Here is a 25,761-nt window from a genome sequence, read left to right on the forward strand (position 1 = left end):
CGGAGACCTCACGGGGGGATCAAGGGACCGTGCGGGAGACGACGTACACGAACGGATTGTCCGGGTCGGACATGTTCACGACGACATCCTGGGTGGGCGCCGGGTTCTTCTGCTTGTGGACGAAGCCGTACCACGGTCCGGGGCGCTTGAAGTCCCAGCCGGTGATCTTCTGGTCGCGGGCGCTGATGGTGATGGCGTCCGGCCTCAGGTCGCTCCGGCTGACGCCGATGGTCTTCAGGAACCAGTCCATGTTCTTGTCGGCCGTCTGGAACTGGACGTAGAGGCGGCTGGTCTTCCAGTTGTTCGTCTCGTAGTACGCGACCTGGTACGACGGGTCCGGGACCGGGATCTGGTACAGCCGGCGCTGCACCCTCGACGGCCAGCCCGCGGTGAGGCCGGTCGCCGAGTACTTCGCCTCCTTGTCCTTGCCGCTGTCGCGGCTCTGGTTGGCGGAGATCACGAGATAGCCGGCGGGTACGCCGATGAGCAGCACGATGATGAGCAGGGTGAGCGCCCTGCGGCGGATCATGTGGCGGCGGTCCTCGGCCGGCTGCTGCGGCTCGTCGGGAGAGTCCGGTTGGCGGGGTACGGTCACGGTCACGCCGAATCCTGGGACGACGACCGGCGGGCCTCGGTGAAGCGGGCATAGCGCTCGTAGCGCTCGACCCGGCGCCGGTTGGCGCGGCGGAAGCGGCGGGCGACCAGGCGGGCCAGGTCGGCGGCGCCGACCATGCCGGCCTCGGGGCCGAGCTGGGCCCGGGTGACGCGGGCCTCGGGGCGGTAGCCGCGGCCGGTGAGGTGGCGTTTGAAGGCGTCCCGCGCGGGGCCGATCAGCAGGTCGTCGGCGGCCGACACGCCGCCGCCGATCACGAAGCAGGACGGGTCGAGGGCGGCCGCGAGGTTGGCGATGCCGACGCCGAGCCACTGCCCGATGTCCTGGAGCAACTCGATGCACATGGCGTCGCCCTCGCGGGCCAGCTCGGTGATCATCGGGCCGGTGATGTCGCCGATGTTGCCCTTGACGTGCTCGATGATCCCGTACGCCACCGGCGAGTCGGCGGCGGCCAGTTCGCGCGCCTCCCTGACCAGCGCGTTGCCGGAGCTGTACTGCTCCCAGCAGCCGCGGTTGCCGCACGGGCAGCGGTGGCCGCCGGGCACCACCTGCATATGGCCGAACTCGCCGGCGACGCCGTACTTGCCGCGCTTGACCTGCCCGTCCTCCAGGATCGCGCCGCCGATGCCGGTACCCAGCGTGATCATGACGAGGTGGTCCTCGCCACGCCCGGCGCCGAAGCGCCACTCGGCCCAGGCGGCCGTGTTGGCGTCGTTGTCGACCAGGACGGGCACGGCGAGGCGGCCCGCGATGCGGTCGCGCAGCGGCTCGTTGCGCCAGGACAGGTGGGGCGCGAACAGGACTCGATTGCGGTCGGCGTCGACCCAGCCGGCCGCGCCGATGCCGACGGCGTGCACATCGTGACGGTCGGACAGGTCCAGGACCAGCTCGACGATCGTGTCCTCGACGACCTTCGGGCTCTTGGACTTGTCCGGGGTCTCCGTGCGGAGCTTCTCCAGGATGTTGCCGTCGGCGTCCACGACGCCCGCCATCACCTTGGTGCCGCCGATGTCGATGCCCACGGTCGGCACCCGGGGCGCCGACAAGTGTGAGCGGCGTTCCCGGGGGCCGACCGTGCGCAGCGCCGGCGCGCGGCGGGAGCCGATGGGGGCGGCGGTGAAGTCGCGGTAGGTGCTCATCAGGCCCGATTGTGCCTCACCGCCGGTATGGATGCCGTACGGGGGAACAATGGGGTGGTTCACGACGTACGCCGTCTACAGGTCGTATGTCGCCGGCCGCGCCCACGCGGCAGGACCGCACATCGATACAGCCCCGTGCCCCTTCAGGGCGTTTCGCCCCAGCGCGTCGCATTGTCCTGACATTGCAACGTACCAGCCGGTCCGTTCACGACCGTACGAGCAGCTGGAACTCGAACGAATAACGCGTCGGCCGGTACGTGTGCGTGCCGTACTCGACCGCCCTGCCCGTGTCGTCGAACGTCACCCGCTGCATCGTGAGCAGCGGGGCGCCCTCCTCCTCGGCCAGCCGCTCGGCCTCGGCGGCGGTGGCCGCGCGGGCGCCGATCGTCTGGCGGGCGCTGTGCAGGGTGATGCCGGCGGCGCGCATCAGGCGGTACAGGCCGGTGGCCTCCAACTGCGGGGTGTCCAGGTCGATCAGGGCCGGCGGCAGGAAGTTGCACAGGTAGGCCATCGGTTCACCGTGCGCCAGGCGCAGCCGCTCGATCCGGTGCACGTCGCTGTCCTCGGGCACCCCGAGCGCCGCCGCGACCTCGGCGGACGCCGGGACGACGGTGTTGACGAGCACCTTGGTCGCCGGGCGCTGGCCGGCCGACTCCAGGTCGTCGTAGAGGCTGCTGAGCTCCAACGGGCGCTTGACCTGGCTGTGCACGACCTGCGTCCCGACGCCTCGACGGCGCACCAGCAGGCCCTTGTCGACCAGCGACTGGATGGCCTGACGGACGGTCGGCCGGGACAGGCCGAGGCGTGCGGCGAGTTCGATCTCGTTGCCCAGCAGGCTGCCGGGCGTGAGCGCTCCGTGCTCGATCGCGGCTTCGAGCTGCTGGGAAAGCTGGAAGTACAAGGGCACCGGACTGCTCCGGTCCACACTGAGCTCGAGTTCCACGGTCGGATCCACTTCTGGTTTCGGCACGGGCCGAGCGTAGCTCTACGCGTTGTTGACGGGAAGTAGTGTAGTTCGATTGTCCTGACATATACATTGACAGCGTACGCACTGAACCCGCACTTTGTTTCCATGCGCATCGGGGTCATCGGTACGGGTCGCATCGGCACGATTCACGCCCACACGCTGAGCCGTCACCGCGACGTCGGCTCCCTGATCCTCACGGACGCGGACGGCGCGCGGGCCCAGGAGCTGGCGCGGCGCCTGGGCGAGACGGCGGCCCCCGGCGTGGACGAGATCTTCAGGTGGGGCGTGGACGCCGTGGTGATCACCACGGCGACTTCGGCCCACGCCGAACTGATCGGTCGGGCAGCACGGGCGGGCCTTCCGGTGTTCTGCGAGAAGCCCATAGCGCTCGATCTGCCGGGCACCCTGCACGCGATCGGTGAGGTGGAGACGGCCGGGACGATTCTCCAGATGGGTTTCCAGCGCCGCTTCGACCCGGGCTACATGGGCGCGCGCGAGGCGGTGCGATCCGGGCGGCTCGGGCGGCTGCACACCGTGCGGGCGGTCAGCAGCGACCAGGAGCCGCCGCCGGTCGACTGGCTGCCGTTGTCCGGCGGGCTGTACCGGGACACGCTGATCCACGACTTCGACGTGCTGCGCTGGGTGACCGGGCGCGAGGTCGTCGAGGTGTACGCGGCCGGGTCGGACGCCGGACCCGCGATGTTCCGTGAGGCGGGCGACGTCGACACGGCCGCGGTGGTGCTGACCCTGGACGACGGCACGCTCGCCACGGCCACGGCGACGCGGCTGAACGGCGCCGGGTACGACGTACGCATGGAGCTCGCCGGGGAGTTGGACCAGATCGTGGTGGGTCTGGACGACCGTACGCCGATCGCGTCCACGGAGCCGACCGGGCCGCCCGCGGCGGACAAGCCCTGGTCGGGGTTCCTGGAGCGGTTCGGGCCGGCCTACGAGGCGGAGCTGAACGCGTTCGTGGAGGTGGTGCGCGGGGAGCGGGCCAATCCCTGCGACGGGCGGGAGGCCTTGCAGGCGTTGCGGATCGCGGAGGCGTGCGAGCTGTCGCGGGGCGAGCGAAGACCGGTCGCGCTCGGGGAGATTCCGGGCGGGGCTCAGGCCGGGGCTCTGTGAGGACCGGATTCCATATCCTCGACCGGATTCGACACCCTCCACCGGACTCGGCACTCTGGGCGTCCGCCCGCTACCAGCGCACCGGCAGACTCCGCACCCCTCGCACCAGCATCCCCGGCAGCCACTCCCCCGGCGGGCCGTCCGGCGCCAGGCCGGGCGCGCGCTCCAGCAGGGACCGTATCGCCGTGCGGGCCTCCAGACGGCCCAAGGGGGCGCCGATGCAGAAGTGGATGCCGTGGCCGAAGGCGACGTGGCCCCGGGCGTCTCGGCGGATGTCGAAGGTGTCGGGAGCGGGATAGCGGCTCGCGTCCCGGTTGGCCGCCGTGAGGCCGACCATCACCGGTTCGCCCTTCTCGATGGGGACACCGGCGATCTCCAAGGGCTCGGCGGCATACCGGAAGCTCGCCGTCTCCACCGGGCCCTCGTGACGCAGCATCTCCTCCACCGCACCGTCCAGGAGCGTCATGTCGGCGCGCAGGGCGGCCAGTTGATCGGGGTGGGTGAGCAGGGCGTGCACGCCGCTGGTGATGAGGTTGACCGTCGTCTCGTGCCCGGCGATCAGCAGGATGAAGGCCATGCCGCGCAGTTCGTCCGGGGAGAGCCGGTCGCCGTCCTCGGCAGTGGTGCGGATCAAGTCGCTGAGCAGGTCACCGCCGGGGCCGGCGCACCTCTTGTCCTCGATCAGGTCGGTGAAGTACGCGCCGAGGCGGGTGAAGGCGTCGACCTCATTGCCCGGCCTGGCGGGCGCGATCGCCTCCGTCGACATCTTGCGGAACTCCACGCGGTCCATTTCGGGCACGCCGAGCAGTTCGCAGATGACGGTGAGCGGCAGCGGGTGGGCGAAGGACTCCACGAGGTCGGCGCGGCCCCTCGGCAGCATGTCGTCGAGCAGGGCGTCGGTGATCTGCTGGATCCTCGGCCGCAGTTCCTCCACGCGGCGCATGGTGAAGGCCCGCGAGACGAGCCCGCGCAGCCGGGTGTGCTGCGGCGGATCGGTGGCCAGCAGGCTCTTCCCTATCAGCTGCTCTTCGAGTGACTTCAGGCCGATCTTGGTGCCGTCCTTGGCCAGCCGCTGGTCGGCGAGCGCCGCGCGAGCCTCCTCGTGGCCGACGACGAGCCAGACATCGGACTCCCAGTCGGGCAGCCGGACGCGGTGCACGGGGCCCCGTTCACGCAGACGGGCGTACACCGGATGCGGGTTCTCGCGGAATCCCGCTCCGAACTCGCCCAGGTCGATCACTTCTGTCATGAGACTCCCCCCAAGACTCCCGCTCCCACCACACCGAGAACGCGCGGGACCCCCCTCTAGTGCCCGTCCTCCTCCACTTCCTCCAGAAGTCCCGCGTCGTACGCCAACAGGGCGATCTGTACACGGTTGTTGAGGTCGAGCTTGGCCAGGACGCGGGAGACGTGGGTCTTGACGGTGGCGACGCTCATGAAGAGCTCCGCGGCGATGTCGGCGTTGGACAGGCCCCGGCCCACCGCGACGGCGACCTCGCGTTCGCGGTCGTTGAGGGCACTGAGCCGCTCACGCGCGCGTGCGCGGCGCGTGTCGGCCGCGGTGTCCGCCGCGTGGTCCATCAACTGGCGTGTCACGGTGGGCGACAGGACCGGGTCACCGGCCGCGACCCGGCGCACCGCGTCGACGATCTGCGCGGGCGGCGTGTCCTTGAGGACGAACCCGGCGGCGCCGGCTCGCAGGGCGCGCAACACCTGTTCGTCGGCGTGGAAGGTGGTCAGCAGCACCACCTGCGGGGCGTCCGCCCTGCCGCGCAGCCGCTCCGTGGCGGTGAGGCCGTCGACCGACGGCATCCGGATGTCCATCAGGACCACGTCCGGCCGGGTCCGGTCGACCAGCGTCTCGACCTCGGCGCCGTCGGCCGCCTCCCCGACGATCTCGATGTCGTCGGCGCCGCCCATCATGAAGGACAGGCCGGCTCTGACCAACGGGTCGTCGTCGACGAGGAGCAGTCTGATCGCAGTCATGCGCCTTACGTAATCACGGTTGTACGGCGCGGATGTGCGGTACGGCGAGGAGCGCCCCTCGGGCACGCGGGCTCACTCCGAGACGTGAACGGCGCCGCACGCGCGCGTGGGGGACCCAGGCAGCCCCACCTCCCCCAGTCGCCCCACCCGCGCTCACTCACCCCCACGGCAGCCAGGCCCGCACCTCGAACCCGCCGTCCGCCACCGACCCGTGCTGCAGTCGGCCGCCCGTCAGCGTGGCCCGTTCCGTCAGCCCGATCAGGCCCTGTCCGGAGCCGGGAACATGGGGAACCTCGCCGTCGGGCGCGGGGTTGCGTACCGCTACCGACAGGCCCTCGCCCGGTGCGCCGGCCACCGTCACCGTGACCTCCGTGCCGGGGGCGTGCTTGCGGGCGTTGGTCAGGCCTTCCTGGGCGATGCGGTAGGCGGTGCGGCCCACGGAGGCTGGCACGGCCGCGGGCTCGGTGACGTGCTGGTCGAGGGTGACCTTCATGCCGGCCTCCCGGGATTCGGTGACCAGCGCCTCCAGCGCCGCGAGGGTGGGCTGCGGGCGTCCGGCGTCGTCCTGCTCGCCCGCCCGCAGTACGCCGATGATCTCCCGCAGGTCCTGGAGGGCCTCGTGGGCGCTCTCCCGGATGACGCCCGCCGCCCGCGCGATCTCCTCCCGGGGCGCGTCGGGCCGGAACTCCAGGGCGCCCGCGTGCACGCTGAGCAGCGTCAGCCGGTGGGCGAGGACGTCGTGCATCTCCCGTGCGATGGCCTCGCGGGCGAGCCGCTGGGCCTGTTCGGCACGCAGCCGGGCCTCAGTCTCGGCGCGCCGGGCGCGGTCGCGCAGGCTCAGCATGAGCTGCCGTTTGGACCGTACGAACATGCCCCAGCCGACCACGCCACCGGTCAGCATCGCGGCGAGGAAGACCGTCCAGCCGTAGGGGATCTCGGGGTCGGGGCGCAGCCAGAAGAACAGCGGGACCAGCGCCACGGAGGCCCCGCCCACCCAGGCCACATAGCGGAAGGGCCGGTGTACGGCGAGGGTGAAGAGGGCGACGACGCCCGCGCCGCCCGCGGTGTTCGACACGAAGCAGACCGGGACCATCGCGATCGCGAGCCCGACCGGCCAGCGGCGCCGCAGCCACACCGCGGCGCAGGCGAGGGCGCCGATGATCTGGTCGACGGCGGCGAGGGCGACCGGGATGTCCTCGTCGGCCACCGTGTCCGCGGTCAGCAGACCGATGATCACGGCCAGGAGGAAGCAGGAGAAGTCGACCACCCAGTCGCGCGCGGTGCGCCGGGGCCGTCCGGAGCGCTCGGGGTCGGGCTCGAACTCCTTGATCAGGGCCGAGGGCAGCAGCCACCGCCGCCCCGCGAAGGCCTGCGGTACCGGCTCCGGCTTGTCACCACTCACGGTCGACAAATCTACGCAGTACCGGGCCCCGGTGCGTCTCCTCGGGCGCGATCGACGACCAAAGTCGCGGCATCGCCGACCTTGGTCGCGGCGGGCCGCGGCGGAAGACGGACTTCCGTCGGGCAAGGCTCGCCCCGCGGCCGATTGGCGTGGGGGGTCCGCGGGGCGAGAGTCATGGCATGAAGCAGTTGCTGGAGTTCCTTGGATTCATCGCCCTTTTGCAGGGCGCCGCGGGCCTGGTGCACGAGTTCACCGACTGGGACTGGGGGCTCGTCCAGCGGATCCGCTTCCTCGACGGTTTCGAGATCTACGCGAGCGTCGCACTGCTCGTGCTGGCCTTCGCGCTGTTCGCCGCCGCCGAGAGCCGGAAGTCCGGTTGAGCGCGGACCGGACTCCCGGCTGGTCGCACCGTTCCTCGGCGCCGACCGTGAGCTGCGGGCTCAGCAGCCGTAGTTGATCAGGTCGAACGACGCGTAGTGGTCGGCCGTGTAGTAGTCCTCCTGGTTCTCCTCACCGGTGACGATCCGGCGAGCTCCGCGCGTGGACGAACCAGGGGTGATGACCGTGTACTCGTGGTAGTAGCCGGTCGACTGGCTGGGCAGGATGCCTTCCCGGTTCTGGAAGACGGTGCCGTCCTGTTCGAACGGGAAGGGGCCGCCCTGTTCGATCAGGTCGAGGGTGTCGTGGGCCTGCGAGGGCAGGTCGCCGTAGCAGATGCTGCCGACCGCGGCGGCCGCCGGAGTGGCGGTGACGGTGCCGCCGACGAGGAGGGCGGACAGGACGGCGGCTGCGGCGCCGATGCGAGTGATTCGTGGGGGGAATCTCATGCCTTCATGATGACGCGCGTAGACAGTGGCATGTCAATGACAACGGTGGAGATTTTCCCGGCAAGTCCGATGAGTTTTCGGGAAGTTAACGTGCGCCCCGGCGTTCTCACGCGATCTCCATAGGTGACCGTGCGAGAACGCCGCGGACGGGTCGTCACGCGTTCTCGGGGAGCTCGAAAGAGCCGTATTCGGGGCGGCCCGCGAGGTCGTACGAGTGGATGGCGACGCCCTTGCCCGTGGTGCGGCCGGCGGTGTGCCTGAACGCGGTGGGCACGGCGCCCTCGACGAAGAGGCGGTGGCCCGTGCCGAGCACGACCGGGAAGGTCAGCAGGTGGAGGGTGTCGACGAGGCCGAGGGACAGCAGCGACCTGACCAGGGCGCCGCTGCCGTGCACCTGGAGCTCGCCGTCGGTGCGCTCCTTGAGGGCGGTGACCTCCTTGCCGAGGTCGCCGCTGATCACCGTGGTACCGGCCCACTCGGGGTCCGTCAGCGTCGAGGAGGCCACGTACTTCGGCAGTGCGTTGAGCCTGGAGGCGACGGGGTCGAGGGGATCGGTCACCTTCGGCCAGTACGACGCGAAGATGTCGTACGTACGACGTCCGAGGAGGAAGGCGCCAGGGCGCGCGAAGACCTCGTTGATGAACTGGCCGAAGTCGTCGTCGGCGTACGGGAAGACCCAGCCGCCGTGCTCGAAGCCGCCGCGGGTGTCCTCCTCCCGGCCGCCGGGCGCCTGGTAGACGCCGTCGAGCGTGACGAAGAGGGTGGAGACGAGCTTGCCCATGAGGAGTGCCTCTTTTCCGGGGTGAAATCTGCTGTCATCACCTCAGACCCCACCGGCACTCGCAACTCATCGCTGCGCCGGGTGCCGCCTCAGCCCGCGTGGGTCGAGAACAGGCCGCCCGTCGGGCCCTGCTTGTCACCGCCCTGGGCCTTCTTCAGGGCGGTGGCCAGGCCCTCGATGGTGAGGGACTGGAGGATGACGCGGCCGTTGCCCTCCAGGGTGGCCAGGGACAGGCCCTCGCCTCCGAAGACGGCGTTCATCAGACCCTGGCGGTTGAGGCCGCCGACGCGCTGGACGCCGTACTGGATGCCCTCCTCGAAGGCGACGACGCACCCGGTGTCGACCTCGATGCGACCGCCGAAGTCGGCCGGGTCGAGGTCGATGAAGTTGCCGGCGCCGGCGATGATCACCGTGCCGTACCCGGTGAACTTCTCCAGGACGAAGCCCTCGCCGCCCTTCATGCCGGTCCTGCCGCCCTGGAAGGCGATGCCGAAGTCGACGGTGGACTCGGCGGCCACGAAGGCGTCCTTCTCGGCGAACCACGCGCGCGTGCCGTCGAGCTCCAGTGCCCGCATCTCGCCCGGCAGTACGCCCGCGAAGCCGACGGTGCCTTCTCCGCCCTGGGACGTGAAGTACTGGAACGCGATCGACTCGCCCGCGAGGACGCGCTGGCCCACCTGCATGGCGGTGCCCATGGCCTGGCGGAGCATGCCGCCCATGCCACCGCCGCCGCCCGCCTGGGGCTGGCCGCCGCCGTTGGACGGGCCCGTCAGGCGGGTCTCCATGGTCACGTTCGTGGTCTTGAAGAGGAACTTGCCCGCCTCGCAGTACACGGTCTGGCCGGGCTGGAGGTTGACGACCGCCATCTGCATGGCGTTGCCGACGATTTCCTGCTGAAGAGTCACGTGGGGGGAACGAAAGAAGCGGAGTAAAGAGTTCCACTCGCTGATCTCGACGTCCGTTCGCCGCCAGCACCTCGGCCCGCACGGCGGTGGGATGGACCTCATGACAACGACTTACGGAACCCTGCACGGGAAGATCGCGCTGGTCACCGGCGGCAGTCGCGGCATCGGCGCGGCGACGGCACTGCGGCTCGCGCGGGAGGGCGCGGACGTCGCCGTGACCTACGTCAGCGGCAAGGAGGCGGCCGAGGAGGTCGTACGGTCCGTTCGGGCACTGGGACGGCGGGCAGTGGCCCTGCGCGCGGACTCCGCGGAGGCGGCTGAGGTGGCGGACGCGGTGAGGTGTACGGCGGAGACGCTCGGGGGCCTGGACGTGCTGGTGAACAACGCCGGCGTGGGCGTCCTGGGCCCGCTGGAGGGCCTGTCGCTCGCGGACGTGGACCGGGTTCTCGCCGTGAACGTCCGGGGCGTCTTCCTGGCCTCCCAGGCGGCGGCCGGCCGCATGACGGCAGGAGGGCGGATCATCACGATCGGCACCTGCATGACCCAGCGTGTGCCGGGACCGGGCGGGACGCTCTACGCGACCAGCAAGTCTGCCCTCGTCGGCCTGACGAAAGCCCTGGCGCGAGAGCTGGGGGTGCGTGGCATCACCGCGAATATCGTCCACCCCGGTCCCATCGACACGGACCTGAACCCGGCGGGTGGGCCGTATGCGCCCGGACAGGCGGCGATGACCGCCCTGGGGCGGTTCGGGACGGTCGACGAGGTGGCGGGGATGGTGGCGTATCTGGCGGGGGCGGACTACGTCACGGGGGCGGAGTTCGCGGTGGACGGGGGCCACGCGGCGTGACGCGGGGGTTTTCGCCCCCGCCGCCCCTACCCGTCCCATCCCTGGGGCTGCCGCCCCCAGACCCCCGCTTCGGCCCTGAACGGGCCTCGTCCTCAAACGCCGGACGGGCTGAGAGACACCGGCCGGCGTTTCGAGGGTGCTGTTCGCTCAGCCGCCCAGCTCCTGATGCCGGGCCGCCAGCCCCGCCGCTCCCTGCTCCGTCAGCGAGCCGTGCAGGCGCAGTCGGGAGATGCCGCCGTCCGGGAAGATGTCCACGCGCGCGTGGGTGCCGACGGCGGGGGTCGGCAGGACGAAGCGGTGGTTGGTGTCGGGCTGGAGGCGGGTGCGCGGGAGGATCTCCCGCCAGTCACCGTCGTCACCGTCCTTGACCGACACCGACGCCCAGCCCGCGCTGTTGCCCTTGAGGTACGCCGTGTCGATCTCGATCGCCCGGATCTGGGACTGCGCCACCAGCCGGTAGCGGATCCAGTCGTTGCCCTGGTCCCGACGGCGGCGCGTCTCCCAGCCGTCGTCCATCTTGCGGGAGCGGCCCGGCTGGATGGTGTTCGTGGCGGGTGAGTAGAAGAGGTTGGAGGCGTCCTCGACCTGGCCGCCGTTCTCCAGGGCGACCACGTCGAAGGTGCTCAGCACCTCCAGCCACTGCGGGTCCGGTGCCACCTCGCCGTACACGCGCAGACGGGCGATACCGCCGTCGGGGTGCTGGTTGACCCGGAGATGGGTGAAGCGCTGCTCGACCGCGATGGAGAAACCATTCGCCGCATGGCCGCCCACCGGCGTGCGCGGCACCAGCGTCGTCCACTTCACGTCGTCCGCGAGCAGCTCCTCCGGCGACGGCGAGCCCGGCACCGACGTGCCCTCGACGGACACCGCCTGCGGGTAGTTGCCGCGGAAGTGGGCCGTGTCGACGACGATGCCGCGGATGACGCCGGGCGCGCCCAGGCGCACCAGCGCCCAGTCGTGGTCCTCGGCCGTCGGCCACGGGTGGTCGGCGGACGCGCCGCGGCGGCGCCTCGTCTCCCAGCCGTCCATGATCTTGCCCTTGTGCCCGAAGTGCTCGGGGTCGAACTCGGCCCGCTCGGGCACCAGCAGGTTCTCGCGCTGGGCGAAGAACTCGTCGTTGGCGGCGACGACACCGGCGCCGAGCCGGCGGTCGGCGAGGTTGGCGTACTGGGTGAAGGGGAAGTCGGCGGTGCGGTAGTCCGCGTACGGGTCGCCGCCTCCGTAGGGGTTCGCGTCGCCGCTGAAGCTGGGTATCGCCGTCACGAGGTGTGCCTTTCAGGGAATCGGCCGCTGCGGGTGCGGGAGGGGTGGTCAGTGGGCGCGGGTGAGCAGGTGGCCCTTCGGGGCGGTGAACTCGCCCTCCGCGACGATGCGTTCGCCTCGCAGCCAGGTGGACTTCACGACGCCGTACAGGGTCTTGCCCGCGTACGCCGTCACTCGGTTGCGGTGCTGGAGGGCGGCCGGGTCCACGGTGAACGTCTCGTCGGGCGCGAGGACCGCGAAGTCGGCGTCGCGGCCAGCCTCGATGGCGCCCTTGCGGTCGTCGAGTCCGACCAGTTCGGCCGTTCGCGCGGACATCCAGCGGACCACGTCCTCCAGGCCGTGCCCACGCCTGCGGGCCTCGGTCCACACCGCGGCCAGGCTCAGCTGGAGCCCGGAGATGCCGCCCCAGGCGGTCGCGAAGTCGCCGGTCTTCAGGTCGGCCGTGGACGGCGAGTGGTCGGTCACCACGCAGTCGATCGTGCCGTCGGCCAGCGCCTGCCAGAGCAGGTCCTGGTTGGCGGACTCGCGGATCGGCGGACAGCACTTGAACTCGCTCGCGCCGTCCGGGACTTCCTCGGCGGTCAGGGTCAGGTAGTGCGGGCAGGTCTCCACCGTGATCCGTACGCCGTCCCGCTTGGCCTCGGCGATCAGCGGCAGCGCGTCGGACGAGGACAGGTGGAGTACGTGCACGCGCGCGTGGAGGCGTCTCGCCTGGGCGATCAGCTGGGTGATCGCCGTGTCCTCCGCGTCACGCGGGCGCGAGGCCAGGAAGTCGGCGTACTTGGGGCCGCCCTGCTGCGGGGCGGCGTCGAGGTGGTGCGGGTCCTCGGCGTGCACGATCAGCAGGCCGCCGAAGGAGGCGATCTCGGCCAGGGACTGGGCGAGCTGGTCCTGGTTCAGGTGCGGGAACTCGTCCACGCCGGACGGGGACAGGAATGCCTTGAAGCCGAAGACGCCGGCCTCGTGCAGCGGGCGCAGGTCCTTGACGTTGTCGGGCAGGGCGCCGCCCCAGAAGCCGACGTCGATGTGCGCCTTGTCGGCGGCCACGTCCTGCTTGATGTGGAGGTGCTCGACCGTCGTGGTGGGCGGGAGCGAGTTGAGCGGCATGTCGACGAGGGTGGTGATGCCGCCGGCCGCCGCCGCGCGCGTGGCGGTCCAGAAGCCCTCCCACTCGGTGCGGCCGGGGTCGTTGACGTGCACGTGCGTGTCGACCAGGCCGGGCAACAGGACGTCGTCGCCGAAGTCCTCCAGGCGGGCACCGGCCGGGACTTCGGCGTCGTACCCGAGTACGGCCGTGATCTTGCCGGCGGAGACCGCGACCGAAGCGGCCCGCGTCCCCTCCGGAGTGATGACGCGCGTCGAGCGCAGCACCAGTTCGACGTCGGACACCCGGACCCCTCTCTGCCGCCGTTAACTTCCGCGTAACGGAATTCAACTTTCTGTTGAAGGAGTCTCCGCTCCCGCTTCCGCGCCGTCAAGGGCACACTTCTCCACAGTGCACCCACCTCATGCACTCTGGACGTTTCCACAAAGCGGAATTAGAATTCCAGCACGCAGAACGTAGCTACGTACAAGCGGGGAGTCAACCGACTGGCGGGTAGGCTTGCGCCCTCCCACCGGTCCCGAAAGGAACGCGCCGTGCCGACGTCCAGCGCCAGCACCACCGACTCCGCCAGGTCCAACAACAGTGGCGGTGTCCAGTCCCTCGAGCGCGCCTTCGACCTGCTGGAGAGGATGGCGGACGCGGGCGGCGAGGTCGGTCTGAGCGAGCTGTCCGCGAGCAGCGGGCTGCCGCTGCCCACCATCCACCGCCTCATGCGGACGCTCGTCGCGTGCGGATACGTACGCCAGCAGCCGAACCGCCGCTACGCGCTCGGCCCGCGCCTGATCCGCCTCGGCGAGTCCGCCGCCCGGCTGCTCGGCACCTGGGCCCGGCCCTACCTTGCCCGGCTGGTCGAGGAGACCGGCGAGACGGCGAACATGGCCCTGCTCGACGGCGACGAGATCGTGTACGTCGCCCAGGTGCCGTCCAAGCACTCGATGCGCATGTTCACCGAGGTCGGCCGGCGCGTGCTGCCGCACTCCACGGGCGTCGGCAAGGCGCTGCTCGCCGGATTCCCGCCGGAGGAGGTGCGCGCCCTGCTGTACCGCACCGGCATGCCCGCCGCCACGGAGAAGACGATCACCACCCCCGACGGATTCCTGGCGGCCCTGGAGGACGTGCGGCGCAACGGCTACGCGGTCGACGACAACGAGCAGGAGGTCGGCGTCCGCTGCCTCGCGGTCTCCGTCCCCAACTCCCCCACCGCGGCCGCGATCTCGATCTCGGGTCCGGCGGGCCGCGTCACGGAGGCCGCGACGGACAAGATCGTGCCGGTGCTGCAGCAGGTGGCCGGCGAACTGTCCGAGGCACTCGCCAGCCAGAACCACGCCTGACGGCCATGCAGCGCTGGCCCGGGCGCTACACCGACCGGCACGGCTCGGAGGAGATCGTCCTCGAGACCGACGGCCGGGAGTCGATCCGTACGACGATCAGGGGCGTCGTCTTCGAGGGCGACATGATGGACGACCTCGGCGCCCTGGGCGGAACCCCGCCCGAGCAGGAGTTCTCCTTCCTGGACGGGGCCCTGTGCTCCTGCCTCCTGGAGTGGGAGGTGCCGCTGCCCGTCGAGGTCGAGGGGCGGGGCGTGCGAGCGGGAGTGCTGCACTGCGCCCTGCGGCTCGGGGACCCGGTGGGCCCGGGCCTGGACGAGCAGAGCCTGTTCACCACCCTGCGCCTCGACGGCCGCGAGTACCGCAACACGGACGGCCAGGACGACTTCGAGGGAGCGCTGCACGACATCCAGCGCACACTGCCGCGAGGGGCGCGGATCAAGGCGTGCGTGGCCTGCGCCTGGTCCGACTACAGTCCCGGCAACCCCCCGCTGATGGCGGGGCTGGCCTGCTTCCGTGACGCCAAGGACCTCTACCGGCGGTGCGACGGCAAACACGGCCCGCACGGCATCTTCGCGATCTGGCAGGAGCGCACGGAGTTCGTACAGGAGACATGGCTCTGCGAGGAGTTCGAGCACCGGACCTCGAACCGGGGCTACCGGGGGCCGTTCCCCTACCTGGGTCCGTTCCAGTGAGCTAACCCCGCCCGCGCGACTGCTCCCCGAACAGATCCACGGCGTCACGAACATCCGACAAACCCCGCGACAACGCGCTCACGGACCCGATCGCCCCCGCGATCAAGAGCAAGGACCTCCGCAGCCGCGGTGTCTCCGGCACCCCGTCGACCGTCATCGCGGCCAGCGCGGCAAGCTCGTCCTCGGCGATCCCCCGGTCCGGGAAATCGGCCGGATGCGCGGCGAGTTCGCGGCGCAGACGGGACACCGCCGTCCGCAGTTCCGCCACCCTGAAGTCCTCGTCGCTGCCCGTCACCGGCCTCTGTCCCAAGCTCCGCAACACAGCACTCCCCCCTCCACGCCGTTGTGCGCCAGTAGTCCCGCTCCCCCATTGAGCCACCCTGGCGTTGGCCGGGCGCCGGGACGCGGGTCAGTAAACGCCACCCCCTGCCGGGCGCGCCACCGTACGGACCGAAATTCAGCCCAAGGAAACCGGACGCACCCGTGGGCGTCAGGTATGCAGGACGCATGACGGAGAAGGAAGCACCCCAGATCGCCGGTCTGCTGCTCGCCGCGGGCGGTGGACGACGGCTCGGCGGACGGCCCAAGGCACTCCTGCAGCACCGCGGCCGGCCGCTCGTCGAGCACGCGGTCGGGGTGCTGCGCGCGGCCGGCTGCGCCCGCGTGCACGTGGTGCTGGGCGCGCAGGCCGGCGCCGTACGGGAACGGGCGGAGCTCGGTGACTGTGTGCTGGTGGACAACCCCGGCTGGGCCGACGGGATGGGCTCCTCCCTGCGTGCCGGGCTCGACTCGCTCGCCGGTACGGGGGCGAGGGCGGCGCTCGTCTCGCTCGTCGACCAGCCCGGCATCGGAGCGGAGGCGGTCGCGCGCGTGCTGGCCGCGTACGAGGACGAGACGTCGCTCGCCTCGGCCGCTTACGACGGCGTACGCGGGCATCCCGTTCTGTTCGGCGCCGCGCACTGGGCGGGCATCGCGGCGACTGCGACCGGCGATCGAGGGGCACGCGCCTATCTGAAGGAGCGTGAGAAGGCGATCCGTCTCGTCGAGTGCGGGGACGTGGCGCGGCCCTACGACATCGACACGGAGGCCGATCTCGCCCACCTTGAGTAAGGGCGGTGGCACCCAGAGCCACCTTGCCTCGACTCAGAGAATCTCGATGTCAACAAACAATTGAACTTCCACCATGAGGAAACTAGTATCCACTGTTCAGAAGCGCCCGACCGTTCCCCGGGCGTTCCTCGCCGTATCCGGGAAGACTGGCACCCGGTGCCAAAGCTCGACCGCTCGTCTTCGTTAGCTCGCTGAAGGAAGTGACAGCTCATGTCCGCACCAGCGCCGTCCCCGCTGGCCATCGTCGACGCCGAGCCCCTGCCCCGGCAGGAGGAGGTCCTTAACGAGGCGGCCCTCGCCTTCGTGGCCGAGCTGCACCGCCGGTTCACGCCCCGGCGTGACGAGCTCCTCGCCCGCCGCGCGGAGCGCCGTGCCGAGATCGCCCGTACGTCCACGCTCGTTTTCCTCCCCGAGACGGCCGCGATCCGCGCGGACGACTCCTGGCGGGTGGCCCCGTGCCCGCCCGCGCTCCAGGACCGCCGGGTCGAGATCACCGGCCCCACCGACCGCAAGATGACCATCAACGCCCTCAACTCGGGCGCGCGGATCTGGCTCGCGGACTTCGAGGACGCCTCGGCTCCCACCTGGGAGAACGTGATCCTCGGCCAGGTGAACATGGCCGACGCGTACACCAGGAACATCGACTTCACGGACGAGCGCACCGGCAAGTCGTACGCCCTGCGCCCGAACGAGGAGCTGGCCACGGTCGTCATGCGCCCGCGCGGCTGGCACCTGAACGAACGCCACCTCGTCGACGCGGACGGCACCCCGGTCCCCGGCGCGCTGGTCGACTTCGGCCTGTACTTCTTCCACAACGCCCAGCGTCTGCTCGACCTCGGCAAGGGCCCGTACTTCTACCTCCCGAAGACGGAGTCGCACCTGGAGGCCCGCCTCTGGAACGAGGTGTTCGTCTTCGCGCAGGACTACGTCGGCATCCCGCAGGGCACCGTCCGCGCGACCGTCCTGATCGAGACGATCACGGCCGCGTACGAGATGGAGGAGATCCTCTACGAACTCCGCGACCACGCCTCCGGGCTGAACGCCGGCCGCTGGGACTACCTGTTCTCCATCGTCAAGAACTTCCGTGACGGCGGCGCCAAGTTCGTCCTCCCGGACCGCAACGCGGTGACGATGACCGCCCCGTTCATGCGGGCGTACACCGAACTCCTCGTCCGCACCTGCCACAAGCGCGGCGCACACGCGATCGGCGGCATGGCGGCGTTCATCCCGTCCCGCCGGGACGCCGAGGTCAACAAGGTGGCCTTCGAGAAGGTCCGCGCCGACAAGGACCGCGAGGCCGGCGACGGCTTCGACGGCTCCTGGGTCGCCCACCCCGACCTGGTCCCGATCGCCATGGAGTCCTTCGACAAGGTCCTCGGCGACAAGCCGAACCAGAAGGACCGCCTGCGCGAGGACGTCCACGTCGAGGCGGCCGACCTGATCGCCGTCGACTCCCTGGACGCCAAGCCGACGTACCCCGGTCTCGTCAACGCCGTCCAGGTCGGCATCCGCTACATCGAGGCCTGGCTGCGCGGCCTCGGCGCGGTCGCCATCTTCAACCTCATGGAGGACGCGGCCACCGCCGAGATCTCCCGCTCCCAGATCTGGCAGTGGATCAACGCGGGCGTCGAGTTCGAGAACGGCGAGAAGGCCACGCCGGAGCTGGCCCGCAAGGTCGCCGCCGAGGAACTGTCCAACATCCGCGCGGAGATCGGCGAGGAGGCCTTCGCGGCCGGCCACTGGCAGCAGGCCCACGACCTGCTCCTGGAGGTCTCCCTCGACGAGAACTACGCGGACTTCCTGACGCTGCCGGCGTACGAGCAGCTCAAGGGCTGAGCCCTCAGGAAACGGTTCTGTCCGAGTGGCCCAGGGACTTCCCCGGGGCCACTCGGTCGCGTACGGCCTGCTTCACGGCCGTGGGCTCCGGGAAGCCCTGTTCCTTGCGGTCCCATACGACCTCGTCGTCGACGCGGACGACGAAGACGCCGCCCTTGCCGGGCTTCAGCGCCAGCTCGGACAGCTCCGCCTCGAAGGTGGTGAGCAGCTCCTGTGCCAGCCATGCCGCGCGTGGCAGCCAGCGGCACTGGGTGCAGTACTCGATCTCCACACGGCCACTCATCCGAGGTGCACCGACCAATCCTGTTCCGCGGCCGGCTTGCCGTGCAGGTCGGGGACCCGCTGCAGCCACTTCGGCCGGCCTTGCTGTGTCCTCGCCGCCCGGAGGGCCTCCTCGGCGGCGAGCTCCTCCCGGCTGGGGAAGTCCGTGGGCAGCCACTGCTGCGAGGCGCGCACGCGCGCGTGGAGGTACGTCACGTAGGCCTCACGTGCCTCGTCGGGCGAGGCGAAGTCGGTCAACCAGGGATCCGGGACCTCTGCCACGATCTCCCGCAGCAGTTCCTCGGTCACCTTGGGCGCCAGCTCCGCGTCGGCCGCCCGCACGTCCGGGGCGTAGCGGCCCAGGGCGTGGTGGCGGAAGTCGTACGCCTTCTCGGGGTCGGAGCCGTCCCAGCGGTGGTGGAAGACCAGGGCCGCCCCGTGGTCGATCAGCCACAGGCGCGGGGGGACGGTCCCGAGGGTCGGCCAGACCATCAGGTTCGAGCTGTGCACCGTACGGTCGACGTTCGTGGTCAGGGCGTCCAGCCAGACGATCCGGCCGGCCTCCAGCGGATCGACGCGGAAGGCCTCGGCGACCTCCGGGGTGAAGTCCGCCGCGCCCGGCAGGTAGTCCATGCCGAGGTTGACCCCCGCGCTGGACGCGTGCAGCTCCCGCACCTCCTGGTGCGGCTCGTGCTCCGCGATCGCGGGATCGAAGTGGACCAGGACCAGTTCGGGAAAGCGCAGCCCCAGGGCGCGGGCCAGTTCGCCGACGATCACCTCGGCGACCAGCGCCTTGCGGCCCTGCGCGGAGCCGGTGAACTTGACGACGTACGTGCCCAGGTCGTCGGCCTCGACGACTCCGGGCACGGAGCCGCCGGAGCGCAGGGGGGCGACGTAGCGGGTTGCAGTGACCTCTCTCAGCACTTTCTCAGGCCACCCACTTCATTGACCTTGCAATCCACGGTCAGCCTCGGAGGCACCCAACAGCGAGAATTGCCCGTCATCAGCCCTGGGGAGAATCTGGGGAGTTTCGACTGGCATGCAAATCTCCCTGCCTCCCCAGCAGTCCGTCAATGGCCGTCCGCCCCTTGCTTCCGGCCTCCGGCATGAAGTGAGCATAGTAACCGAGGGTGATTGCCGGCGAGGAGTGGCCGAGCCACCGCGCCACGGTCACCACGGACTCTCCCGCCTCCAGCATGATCGATGCATAGGTGTGCCGCAGCACATGGAAGCCATCCTTCGGCGCAGCCTCCCACTGCCAGTCCTTTGCTCCCTTGACACGCGGCGGGATGACGCCAGCCTTGGCCAAAGCGGGCTTCCAGGTGTAGGTGTTCCACGTGTTCACCGCAATGGCGTTGCCGAATCGTGTGGTGAGCAGCAGGGAGAACTTCCTCCGCTGCCCCTCCGCCTCCGGCTTCCCCCACGGGAGCTCCACCTTCACCGGCGGAAACGCCTCGGCATGACGCTTGAGCTCCTCGGCCACCGAGGAGGGCATGTCGACGACACGGGTCTTCTTCCCCTTCGGCAGGGTGAAGTACAGCCTCCCCTTGATCGCTTGGACTTGGCGGCGGACATGAAGCACGCCTTTCGCGTAGTCGATGTCCTCCGGGCTCAATCCGAACACCTCGCCCTGACGGAGCCCGCATCCCAGACCGAGGACGACGGTTATCCGGTTGCGCGGGTTGATGACGTCGCGGACCCGCAGCGCCCTCTCCAACGGCCACGCATCGCGTCGCTCCTGTGGCGCCTTGGGCCACCGCACAGATTTCGCGTGCATGGGGTTCCCGGCAAGCCGCTTGTCATCGACGGCCGCCTCCAGAATGGAGGAGAGCTCCGACAGGATGCCGCGCTGGTAGTCGACCGAGGAGACGGTTGACTCCAACTTAACTATGTACGCGCGCAGATCCGCCGCCGTGATGTTCCTGAGGGGGAGTTGGCCCAAGTGCGGAATGATGTGAAGGCGCGCTCTCCGCTCCTGGTTGTCCTGGGTCTTCGGAACACCGCCTCTGCCCGGCGCCCAATGCATCGCGATGTAGTCGGCCAGCGTGATGGATCCGTCACGCGGGTCGACGAACTCGCCCCGCTCCTCATCCGTGGCTGCGCGACGAAGCCACGCCTTGGCATCTTCCAAGGTGTCGAAGGAGCGATCCCGGACCCCGGGTATGCCGGCAACCTTGTATCGCTTCCCCTCGCCGTAGCGGGCGGTTCGTTCTCTTTTCCCGGTTATCGGGTCCTTCTTCTTCTTGATCCAGCGATCTTCGATATAGCCGGGCAGGTGCGTCTCCTTGTCGACGGGGGTGAAAACGGCGCTCTATGGCGCGCGGTGCGTCAGGCGCTGCACATGCGGCTGGAGCGATGCTGTGGAACGGCTTTCAGTGGGCTCAGGGCCGGGTTGGAGCGCGAGTCGGCCCCTCCCTGTTCACTGGATCCAGGCGCCGAGGGATTCTCGCTGGTATGACGCGACCGCGACCTTTACGAGGCGCCTTGTGTCAAGCGCTTGCCGTATAGCCGGATCGATGCTGAGGTGCAGCGCTCAGAGGGCTCAGGGCCGGGTTGGAGCGCGAGTCAGCCTGTTCCTGTTCGTGGACCCAGGCTTCGAGCGCTTCCAGCCGGTACATGACGCGGCCGCGTTGACCCATGCGGAAGCTCGGGGGTCCTTGGCGCCGGTGCCGCCAGACGTACAGGGTGCGGGGTGAGAGGCCGAGGTACTCGGCTGCGTCCCTGACGTTCAGGAACGCTTTGCCGACGGCGCCGGGCGCGCCAGGTGCGGTGGAGGGATCGGGTAGCGGGCGTGCAGGCATGGGAAGTCCTGTGCGAGAGAAGTGAGTAGTGGGGGGCCGCGGGCGGGTGAAGTGCGGGACTCCTCCGCCCGCGGCCTGTGCTGGAAGCGCGGCGACATCCGCGGTCAAGCCGCAGATCGACGCACCGTTACGGGTTCAGGGCGGCGGCGGGCTTCGCCTCGCAGTCCAGGTCGGTCATGGCGAAGGAGGCTTCGATGAGGTCGTTGGAGACCTCACCCGACGCCTGGAAGCAGTGTGGGAAGCGCCGGGCGAGTGAGGGGGCGCTGACGCCGACGCGTTCGGCGACCTTGAAGACCTCCAAGGCGGTGCGGTGCCCGCTCAACCAGGTTGCGATGCGGGCGTCTCGGAGGTCGGAGACACGCCTGCCGAGTGGCGAATCGATCTCGTGCACCTCCAGGACCGCCTTCCGTGCCCCGTCCCACGCCCTGCGGTAAACCGCGCCCGACAACGGCCGACCGTCATCCCGAGTGAACAGCGTGCCATCGGGACGAAGTCCCCGCCGGGCTGCCTCGGCCCTCAAGACCTCTACGAGTTCCGGGCACGCCGGAACGACCCGCGGTTCACCCGCTCCCTCCGCTTCCTCGTCCCCATCCGCGAGTCGGCGGGAGTGAATCACGAGAGCGCCAGGGCCTTCGTCGGGCAGATGCGCATCACGAACCCGCAGCGCAAGTGCCTCCTGCGGCCTCAGCGCAGCAAAGGAGATGGCTGACAGAAAGGCGCGCAACGGGCGTCCGTTCAGCGGACGTTGACCGATCCAGTCCAGCAGGTCATCACGCTGCCGATCCGACAGCAGAAACCTTTCATCAACAACGGCAGCACACATAGGGGCAACTCCTCGTACTCGGGGATGTACTTGCTGCAGGGCAAGGCATTCTCGGCATCGCACCGACGAACACCTGCAATACTCCGGACAATCGCCGGTTTGGGTAACCGGCGATTGCGTGTTATAAGCCGGAGGCGAAGTCCGACTTACCCATTAGGAACCAGTGGCGAAGCCCCACCAGGCACCACGAGAGGCATAGGTGGACCGGCACTCCGGAAGCCTGCACGGACGGCCGGGCGAGAGGTATCGAACCGCCCTCCCATGACACTTTCAACACCCCGACATGATCAAGGTTGACATAGCACGGACGGTTACTTCCAGTCCGTTCCACCTCGAATTGGTCTGCCGTCGGCGAACTGCCTTCATAGCGGTACACACCGGTTTGCCAGCAGAACAAAGAGGGGGTGCTTCCTGATGAGAGTTCAGCTACCCTAGAAGCGCCTTCTGGCATGCCGCCAAAAGACACTGACACGGTGCCACGCGGCGCGACACACCACCGCCGGGCAAGGGCTCCGGAGCCGTGTGCGGTCGCTGTCGGCACCCAGTCACAGGATCTCGTCAGCACCTGCGCCGCCGTCGACCGACGTGATCTCGGCGGCCGGGAGCCGCAGGACCCGTACCGGGATCTCGGGCTCGGCCAGCGAACTTTTCAGCAGTTCCGAGTCCGTCTCGCTGATCAGGCCGATCCGCTGGGACTGCGCCACGAGGTGGGTGAGCTGCTCGCGGTTGTGGACCGAGACAGGCTCCGGACATGTCGGTACCTGATGCCCGGAGCCGCCCGACCGGCCGGTTCACCGGAGAGGATGCAGCCCAGGCCCGCGCGGGAGAGCAGGACGCGGAGCCGCCGACACAAGTGCACAACGTTGTGCCGCACCAAGTCAACGACAGGTGCACCGGCAAGTGCACGCATCCAGCACGGACGGCACTACGGTCATGCTCGTCTCTGCCAAAATGGGTGATGAGGGTTTCCGGTATTCTGCATCGCCCATCAAGCGGGGAACGGGGCGGGGATGGCTGCTGACGCCACGGATCACCAGGAGCGCCGGTGGACGTTCCTGACCAACCATGCGCGGGTGCTCGCCGCGCTCGCCCGGGACCCCCACGCACGGTTGACCCAGGTCGCTACCGCATGCCAGATCCCCGATCGCTCCGCCCAGCGCATCGTGACCGCGCTCGAAGAGGCCGGCTATCTGCACAGACAACGGGTCGGCCGGCGCACCCAGTACATCGTCAACCGCGACGGGCCGTTCCGGCACCCGGCCGAGGCCGGCCTGTCCGTCGGTGCCCTCCTGGAGCTCATGGCCGGCCACAAGCTCCAGGACACGGACGCCGACGCCGACGCCGACGCCGCGCAGCGAGAGGATTGCAAGACGTGACCGCGAGGACCAGTGACATCGAGAAGGCGGCCGGTGTGCTGCGCGCCGGAGGTCTGGTGGCCTTCCCGACCGAGACCGTCTACGGTCTGGGCGCCAATGCCGAGGATTCCGCCGCGGTCGCGCGTGTCTTCCAGGTCAAGGGGCGCCCGCCTTCTCACCCGCTGATCGTTCACATCGGGGGCGCGGAGCACCTGGGCGACTGGGTCGAGGACGTGCCCGCGACGGCGCGTCTGTTGGCCGAGCGCTTCTGGCCGGGGCCGCTGACGCTGGTTCTGCGGCGCGGTCGCCGGGTGCCTCTGGAGGCTACTGGTGGGCTGGAGACGGTGGCTGTGCGGGTGCCCGACCACCCCGTGGCCCTCGCGCTGCTGGCGGCCTTCGGCGGCGGGGTGGCGGCACCGTCCGCCAACCGCTTCGGCTCGGTCAGCCCCACAACGGCCGACCACGTCCGTGCGGAGCTCGGTGGTGCCGTCGACTTCGTGCTGGACGGCGGCCCCTGCGAGATCGGCGTCGAGTCGACCATCCTCGACGGCACGAGCGAGATCCCGAGCGTCCTTCGGCCCGGCGGGGTGACGCGCGAGGACCTCGAAGCGGTGCTGGGGTGCCCGCTTGCGGTCCCTTCGACGAGCCGGGTGCGGGTGCCGGGCCAGCATCCGTCCCACTACGCACCGCGGGCGCGGGTCGTCCTCGTCGAACCGGAGAAGGTCGTCGCCGAAGCGGAACTCGCGCAGGAGCTGGGGCACCAGGTGGGCGTCTTTCTTCCCCCCTCCCTCGCAGACACTCCGGTGAAGGCGCACGCCGTGGTGGCGGTCCCCGCCTCGATGGCCGCCTACGCGCACGGGCTGTACGGGTTCCTGCGCGAGCTCGACCAGCAAGGGTGCGACCTCATCGTCGCGTCGTTGCCGGTGGAGGAGGGGCTGGGAATGGCGATCGCCAACCGGCTCCGCCGCGCCGCGGGGCCCCGGCTCTCTTAAGTACCAGCATCGACGCCGTTCGAAGGTGCTGCCGAAGTGCCCACCAAATGCGCGTCCGACCCTGCGCAAGGTCGTGCCTCCCCTGGAAGCAACCGTCCTGACCAGGCCCGCCAGGGATGGGTGGCGTGCCCTCATTGCTCCCGGAGGCGGGTGCCGGGCGAATTCGTGACGGGTTCGGCGCGGCGCTCACCGGTCTGCCCTGGGAGGCGTGACCGAGATGGGCAAGCCGCCCGCCCCCGGCGCTGCCTTCTCGCGGCCGTGAGCGGGCCGTTCACCAGCCTGGTCATCGAGGGAGCGGCGCTCGGCGCAGGGGCGGGGCTTGATGCGGGACTCGGCTGGGAGGTGTCCGCCGCTGTCCTGATGTGGCTGGGGTGGGCGAACCTTCTGCTGGGGGTGGTCCTACCAGGGGCTACGCGCCTGTCCTCGGCCAGGACCCCATGTGTCCGACCCATACAGTTCGAGCACTTCACACCGCTCCACGGAGATCATTTCACTGAGAAAGACCTCAGCAGCCTGCTGTGCGTCAACTCCAGGAGCGTGTCTGTACCCGGCGGGCCAAGACCGCCCGAGTAGCTTCTGATCACCATCGCCCCACGGAAGCGCGTGCCCGCCTTCCGAGTCGCGCCCGCGAGGAGCACTCAGCCAATGAGAGTTGATCAGCACACCATCTCCGCGAATGGCGCCGACCTCTACTGCGAGGTTCGTGGTGCAGGCCCCACGGTGCTCTTCATCTCGGGAGCCACCGGCGATGCCGGACACTTCGAGCATGTCGCAGACCTGCTCGCGAGTGAGTTTACGGTGGTTACCTACGATCGACGCGGAAACTCCCGCAGCCCTCGCCCCATGGGATGGAACTCAACCTCGGTTGCTGAGCAGGCTGACGATGCAGCAGCCCTCCTGACCGTGCTCGGGGTTGCCCCCGCCGCGGTGTACGGCAACAGCTACGGGGCAACCATCGCTCTCGACCTGCTCATCCGCTACCCCAACCTCGTGCGGGGCGCGATGCTGCACGAACCGCCGCTCCCGTCCGTGCTGGAGAAGCCCGACGAAGTCCAGGCAGCTGTCGGATCTGTCGTCCAAGAGGGGATGACAGCGGGCGGGCCTTCGAAAGCCGTGGAGCATTTCATGCGCTTTGCGGCCGGTGACGCCAACTGGGAGGGCATGAAGCCAAGTCTGCGCCAGCGGATGTCGGCCAACGGCGAGACACTCTTCGGCGTCGAAATGGGAACCTTCGAGCCCTACCGCCCTGACGACGCCACCATGGCTGCCATCCGTGTCCCGACTCTGGTGCTCGTCAGCGAAGAATCGGCATCATTCTTTCACGCGGTCGCCAGCTGGCTCGCCGGGCAACTCGGCGTCGAAGTGAGACACACCCCAGGCACGCACCTCCCGCAGCTGGATCACCCTGAGGAACTCGTAAGTACCATCAGGCCGTTCCTGCAAGACCTCCCGTAGCCACCGTTCTCGACCGTCGACTGCTGTAGAGGGTGGAGCAGGGGAACTGCTGAGAAAACCTCAGTGAATTATGTTTTGCGATCGGGAGCGGTTGAGTATGGCGGTTGCACAGAGTCCCGGCATTCCGACGGCGGCGGTCGGC

At 69.7% G+C, this 25,761-nt stretch carries 27 protein-coding genes and 1 pseudogene; 10 read left to right on the forward strand and 18 right to left on the reverse strand.

What is annotated here, in order from left to right:
- Positions 1 to 19: 19 nt before the first annotated feature.
- From ACIREI_RS19045 to ACIREI_RS19055, 3 genes are all read right to left on the reverse strand, one after another.
- Positions 20 to 601, reverse strand: coding sequence for a sugar kinase (locus ACIREI_RS19045; protein WP_403334073.1), 582 nt, complete (start codon positions 599 to 601; stop codon positions 20 to 22).
- Positions 598 to 1,752, reverse strand: a complete 1,155-nt coding sequence (locus ACIREI_RS19050) for an ROK family glucokinase (RefSeq protein WP_403334075.1) — start codon at positions 1,750 to 1,752, stop codon at positions 598 to 600. The genes ACIREI_RS19045 and ACIREI_RS19050 overlap by 4 nt, the downstream gene beginning before the upstream one ends.
- A gap of 205 nt (positions 1,753 to 1,957) precedes the next feature.
- A complete protein-coding gene (locus ACIREI_RS19055; protein ID WP_403334353.1) occupies positions 1,958 to 2,695 on the reverse strand; it encodes a GntR family transcriptional regulator in 738 nt (245 codons plus the stop codon).
- 129 nt (positions 2,696 to 2,824) lie between these two features.
- On the opposite strand from ACIREI_RS19055, the gene ACIREI_RS19060 reads away from it, so the two are divergent.
- Positions 2,825 to 3,847: a Gfo/Idh/MocA family oxidoreductase gene (locus ACIREI_RS19060; protein ID WP_403334077.1), complete on the forward strand. Its 1,023-nt coding sequence runs from the start codon at positions 2,825 to 2,827 to the stop codon at positions 3,845 to 3,847.
- A gap of 70 nt (positions 3,848 to 3,917) precedes the next feature.
- On the opposite strand, the gene ACIREI_RS19065 is transcribed toward ACIREI_RS19060, so the two are convergent.
- The 3 genes from ACIREI_RS19065 to ACIREI_RS19075 form a co-directional block, all read right to left on the reverse strand.
- Positions 3,918 to 5,096 carry a cytochrome P450 gene (locus ACIREI_RS19065; protein ID WP_403334079.1) on the reverse strand — a complete coding sequence of 393 codons (1,179 nt, stop codon included), beginning with the start codon at positions 5,094 to 5,096 and terminating at the stop codon, positions 3,918 to 3,920.
- Between the two features lie 56 nt (positions 5,097 to 5,152).
- A complete protein-coding gene (locus ACIREI_RS19070; protein WP_403334081.1) occupies positions 5,153 to 5,833 on the reverse strand; it encodes a response regulator in 681 nt (226 codons plus the stop codon).
- Between the two features lie 157 nt (positions 5,834 to 5,990).
- Positions 5,991 to 7,235, reverse strand: coding sequence for a histidine kinase (locus tag ACIREI_RS19075; RefSeq protein ID WP_403334083.1), 1,245 nt, complete (start codon positions 7,233 to 7,235; stop codon positions 5,991 to 5,993).
- A 179-nt stretch (positions 7,236 to 7,414) separates the two neighbouring features.
- Between ACIREI_RS19075 and ACIREI_RS19080 the strand changes: the two genes are divergently transcribed.
- Positions 7,415 to 7,615 (forward strand): hypothetical protein, encoded by a 201-nt coding sequence (locus ACIREI_RS19080; RefSeq protein WP_403334085.1) that lies wholly within the window; start codon positions 7,415 to 7,417, stop codon positions 7,613 to 7,615.
- Positions 7,616 to 7,675: 60 nt separating this feature from the next.
- On the opposite strand, the gene ACIREI_RS19085 is transcribed toward ACIREI_RS19080, so the two are convergent.
- From ACIREI_RS19085 to ACIREI_RS19095, 3 genes are all read right to left on the reverse strand, one after another.
- Positions 7,676 to 8,062, reverse strand: a complete 387-nt coding sequence (locus ACIREI_RS19085) for a ribonuclease domain-containing protein (protein ID WP_403334087.1) — start codon at positions 8,060 to 8,062, stop codon at positions 7,676 to 7,678.
- 154 nt (positions 8,063 to 8,216) lie between these two features.
- Positions 8,217 to 8,843 carry a dihydrofolate reductase family protein gene (locus tag ACIREI_RS19090; protein ID WP_403334089.1) on the reverse strand — a complete coding sequence of 209 codons (627 nt, stop codon included), beginning with the start codon at positions 8,841 to 8,843 and terminating at the stop codon, positions 8,217 to 8,219.
- Positions 8,844 to 8,932: 89 nt separating this feature from the next.
- Positions 8,933 to 9,748, reverse strand: coding sequence for an AIM24 family protein (locus ACIREI_RS19095; RefSeq protein ID WP_403334091.1), 816 nt, complete (start codon positions 9,746 to 9,748; stop codon positions 8,933 to 8,935).
- A gap of 100 nt (positions 9,749 to 9,848) precedes the next feature.
- Here ACIREI_RS19095 and ACIREI_RS19100 point away from each other — a divergent pair, with 100 nt between their 5' ends.
- A complete protein-coding gene (locus ACIREI_RS19100) occupies positions 9,849 to 10,595 on the forward strand; it encodes an SDR family oxidoreductase (protein ID WP_403334093.1) in 747 nt (248 codons plus the stop codon).
- 147 nt (positions 10,596 to 10,742) lie between these two features.
- Here ACIREI_RS19100 and alc read toward each other — a convergent pair whose 3' ends face one another.
- Together alc and allB are read right to left on the reverse strand one after the other, a co-directional pair.
- A complete protein-coding gene (gene alc, locus ACIREI_RS19105; RefSeq protein ID WP_403334095.1) occupies positions 10,743 to 11,858 on the reverse strand; it encodes an allantoicase in 1,116 nt (371 codons plus the stop codon).
- A 48-nt stretch (positions 11,859 to 11,906) separates the two neighbouring features.
- Positions 11,907 to 13,247 carry an allantoinase AllB gene (gene allB, locus ACIREI_RS19110; RefSeq protein WP_403334097.1) on the reverse strand — a complete coding sequence of 447 codons (1,341 nt, stop codon included), beginning with the start codon at positions 13,245 to 13,247 and terminating at the stop codon, positions 11,907 to 11,909.
- Between the two features lie 249 nt (positions 13,248 to 13,496).
- On the opposite strand from allB, the gene ACIREI_RS19115 reads away from it, so the two are divergent.
- Both ACIREI_RS19115 and ACIREI_RS19120 read left to right on the forward strand, forming a co-directional pair.
- The gene (locus tag ACIREI_RS19115; RefSeq protein WP_403334099.1) at positions 13,497 to 14,294 is read left to right on the forward strand and encodes an IclR family transcriptional regulator; all 798 of its coding nucleotides are present in this window, start codon (positions 13,497 to 13,499) and stop codon (positions 14,292 to 14,294) included.
- A 5-nt stretch (positions 14,295 to 14,299) separates the two neighbouring features.
- Positions 14,300 to 14,986 carry a DUF6304 family protein gene (locus ACIREI_RS19120; protein ID WP_403334101.1) on the forward strand — a complete coding sequence of 229 codons (687 nt, stop codon included), beginning with the start codon at positions 14,300 to 14,302 and terminating at the stop codon, positions 14,984 to 14,986.
- 1 nt (position 14,987) lies between these two features.
- On the opposite strand, the gene ACIREI_RS19125 is transcribed toward ACIREI_RS19120, so the two are convergent.
- On the reverse strand, positions 14,988 to 15,281 hold the full coding sequence (locus ACIREI_RS19125; RefSeq protein WP_403334103.1) for a DUF5955 family protein: 294 nt from the start codon (positions 15,279 to 15,281) through the stop codon (positions 14,988 to 14,990).
- 212 nt (positions 15,282 to 15,493) lie between these two features.
- Here ACIREI_RS19125 and ACIREI_RS19130 point away from each other — a divergent pair, with 212 nt between their 5' ends.
- Together ACIREI_RS19130 and aceB are read left to right on the forward strand one after the other, a co-directional pair.
- Positions 15,494 to 16,096 (forward strand): NTP transferase domain-containing protein, encoded by a 603-nt coding sequence (locus tag ACIREI_RS19130; protein ID WP_403334105.1) that lies wholly within the window; start codon positions 15,494 to 15,496, stop codon positions 16,094 to 16,096.
- A 210-nt stretch (positions 16,097 to 16,306) separates the two neighbouring features.
- A complete protein-coding gene (gene aceB / locus ACIREI_RS19135; RefSeq protein ID WP_403334107.1) occupies positions 16,307 to 17,932 on the forward strand; it encodes a malate synthase A in 1,626 nt (541 codons plus the stop codon).
- A 4-nt stretch (positions 17,933 to 17,936) separates the two neighbouring features.
- Here the strand turns inward: aceB and ACIREI_RS19140 are convergent, their stop codons facing one another.
- The 6 genes and pseudogenes from ACIREI_RS19140 to ACIREI_RS19165 form a co-directional block, all read right to left on the reverse strand.
- Entirely contained in the window at positions 17,937 to 18,215 is a 279-nt protein-coding gene (locus ACIREI_RS19140) for a SelT/SelW/SelH family protein (protein ID WP_403334109.1), read from the reverse strand.
- Entirely contained in the window at positions 18,212 to 19,117 is a 906-nt protein-coding gene (locus ACIREI_RS19145) for a HipA family kinase (protein ID WP_403334111.1), read from the reverse strand. Before ACIREI_RS19145 ends, ACIREI_RS19140 begins: the two co-directional genes overlap by 4 nt.
- A gap of 79 nt (positions 19,118 to 19,196) precedes the next feature.
- On the reverse strand, positions 19,197 to 20,468 hold the full coding sequence (locus tag ACIREI_RS19150; RefSeq protein WP_403334355.1) for a tyrosine-type recombinase/integrase: 1,272 nt from the start codon (positions 20,466 to 20,468) through the stop codon (positions 19,197 to 19,199).
- Positions 20,469 to 20,682: 214 nt separating this feature from the next.
- The gene (locus ACIREI_RS19155; RefSeq protein ID WP_403334113.1) at positions 20,683 to 20,994 is read right to left on the reverse strand and encodes a helix-turn-helix transcriptional regulator; all 312 of its coding nucleotides are present in this window, start codon (positions 20,992 to 20,994) and stop codon (positions 20,683 to 20,685) included.
- A gap of 127 nt (positions 20,995 to 21,121) precedes the next feature.
- Positions 21,122 to 21,442 (reverse strand): hypothetical protein, encoded by a 321-nt coding sequence (locus ACIREI_RS19160; protein ID WP_403334115.1) that lies wholly within the window; start codon positions 21,440 to 21,442, stop codon positions 21,122 to 21,124.
- A 923-nt stretch (positions 21,443 to 22,365) separates the two neighbouring features.
- Positions 22,366 to 22,563: pseudogene (locus ACIREI_RS19165) on the reverse strand (hypothetical protein); the annotation flags it as partial.
- A gap of 264 nt (positions 22,564 to 22,827) precedes the next feature.
- Here ACIREI_RS19165 and ACIREI_RS19170 point away from each other — a divergent pair.
- The 3 genes from ACIREI_RS19170 (at position 22,828) to ACIREI_RS19180 (ending at position 25,619) form a co-directional block, all read left to right on the forward strand.
- Positions 22,828 to 23,193: a helix-turn-helix transcriptional regulator gene (locus tag ACIREI_RS19170; protein ID WP_403334117.1), complete on the forward strand. Its 366-nt coding sequence runs from the start codon at positions 22,828 to 22,830 to the stop codon at positions 23,191 to 23,193.
- Complete coding sequence (locus ACIREI_RS19175) at positions 23,190 to 24,164, forward strand: L-threonylcarbamoyladenylate synthase (protein ID WP_403334119.1); 975 nt, start codon at positions 23,190 to 23,192, stop codon at positions 24,162 to 24,164. The genes ACIREI_RS19170 and ACIREI_RS19175 overlap by 4 nt, the downstream gene beginning before the upstream one ends.
- 645 nt (positions 24,165 to 24,809) lie before the next feature.
- Entirely contained in the window at positions 24,810 to 25,619 is an 810-nt protein-coding gene (locus tag ACIREI_RS19180) for an alpha/beta fold hydrolase (protein ID WP_403334121.1), read from the forward strand.
- Positions 25,620 to 25,761 lie beyond the last annotated feature (142 nt).

Origin of the sequence: Streptomyces sp. NPDC093591 (assembly GCF_044764885.1) — a bacterium.
Lineage (GTDB): Bacteria > Actinomycetota > Actinomycetes > Streptomycetales > Streptomycetaceae > Streptomyces.

Coding starts and splice junctions, on each gene's coding strand:
- ACIREI_RS19140 (WP_403334109.1), bottom strand. CDS start 18,215: ATGAGTGGCCGTGTGGAGATCGAGTACTGCACCCAGTGCCGCTGGCTG.
- ACIREI_RS19085 (WP_403334087.1), bottom strand. CDS start 8,062: ATGAGATTCCCCCCACGAATCACTCGCATCGGCGCCGCAGCCGCCGTC.
- ACIREI_RS19155 (WP_403334113.1), bottom strand. CDS start 20,994: ATGCCTGCACGCCCGCTACCCGATCCCTCCACCGCACCTGGCGCGCCC.
- ACIREI_RS19080 (WP_403334085.1), top strand. CDS start 7,415: ATGAAGCAGTTGCTGGAGTTCCTTGGATTCATCGCCCTTTTGCAGGGC.
- ACIREI_RS19070 (WP_403334081.1), bottom strand. CDS start 5,833: ATGACTGCGATCAGACTGCTCCTCGTCGACGACGACCCGTTGGTCAGA.
- ACIREI_RS19180 (WP_403334121.1), top strand. CDS start 24,810: ATGAGAGTTGATCAGCACACCATCTCCGCGAATGGCGCCGACCTCTAC.
- ACIREI_RS19100 (WP_403334093.1), top strand. CDS start 9,849: ATGACAACGACTTACGGAACCCTGCACGGGAAGATCGCGCTGGTCACC.
- ACIREI_RS19065 (WP_403334079.1), bottom strand. CDS start 5,096: ATGACAGAAGTGATCGACCTGGGCGAGTTCGGAGCGGGATTCCGCGAG.
- aceB (WP_403334107.1), top strand. CDS start 16,307: ATGTCCGCACCAGCGCCGTCCCCGCTGGCCATCGTCGACGCCGAGCCC.
- ACIREI_RS19120 (WP_403334101.1), top strand. CDS start 14,300: ATGCAGCGCTGGCCCGGGCGCTACACCGACCGGCACGGCTCGGAGGAG.
- ACIREI_RS19130 (WP_403334105.1), top strand. CDS start 15,494: ATGACGGAGAAGGAAGCACCCCAGATCGCCGGTCTGCTGCTCGCCGCG.
- ACIREI_RS19090 (WP_403334089.1), bottom strand. CDS start 8,843: ATGGGCAAGCTCGTCTCCACCCTCTTCGTCACGCTCGACGGCGTCTAC.
- ACIREI_RS19050 (WP_403334075.1), bottom strand. CDS start 1,752: ATGAGCACCTACCGCGACTTCACCGCCGCCCCCATCGGCTCCCGCCGC.
- ACIREI_RS19170 (WP_403334117.1), top strand. CDS start 22,828: ATGGCTGCTGACGCCACGGATCACCAGGAGCGCCGGTGGACGTTCCTG.
- ACIREI_RS19060 (WP_403334077.1), top strand. CDS start 2,825: ATGCGCATCGGGGTCATCGGTACGGGTCGCATCGGCACGATTCACGCC.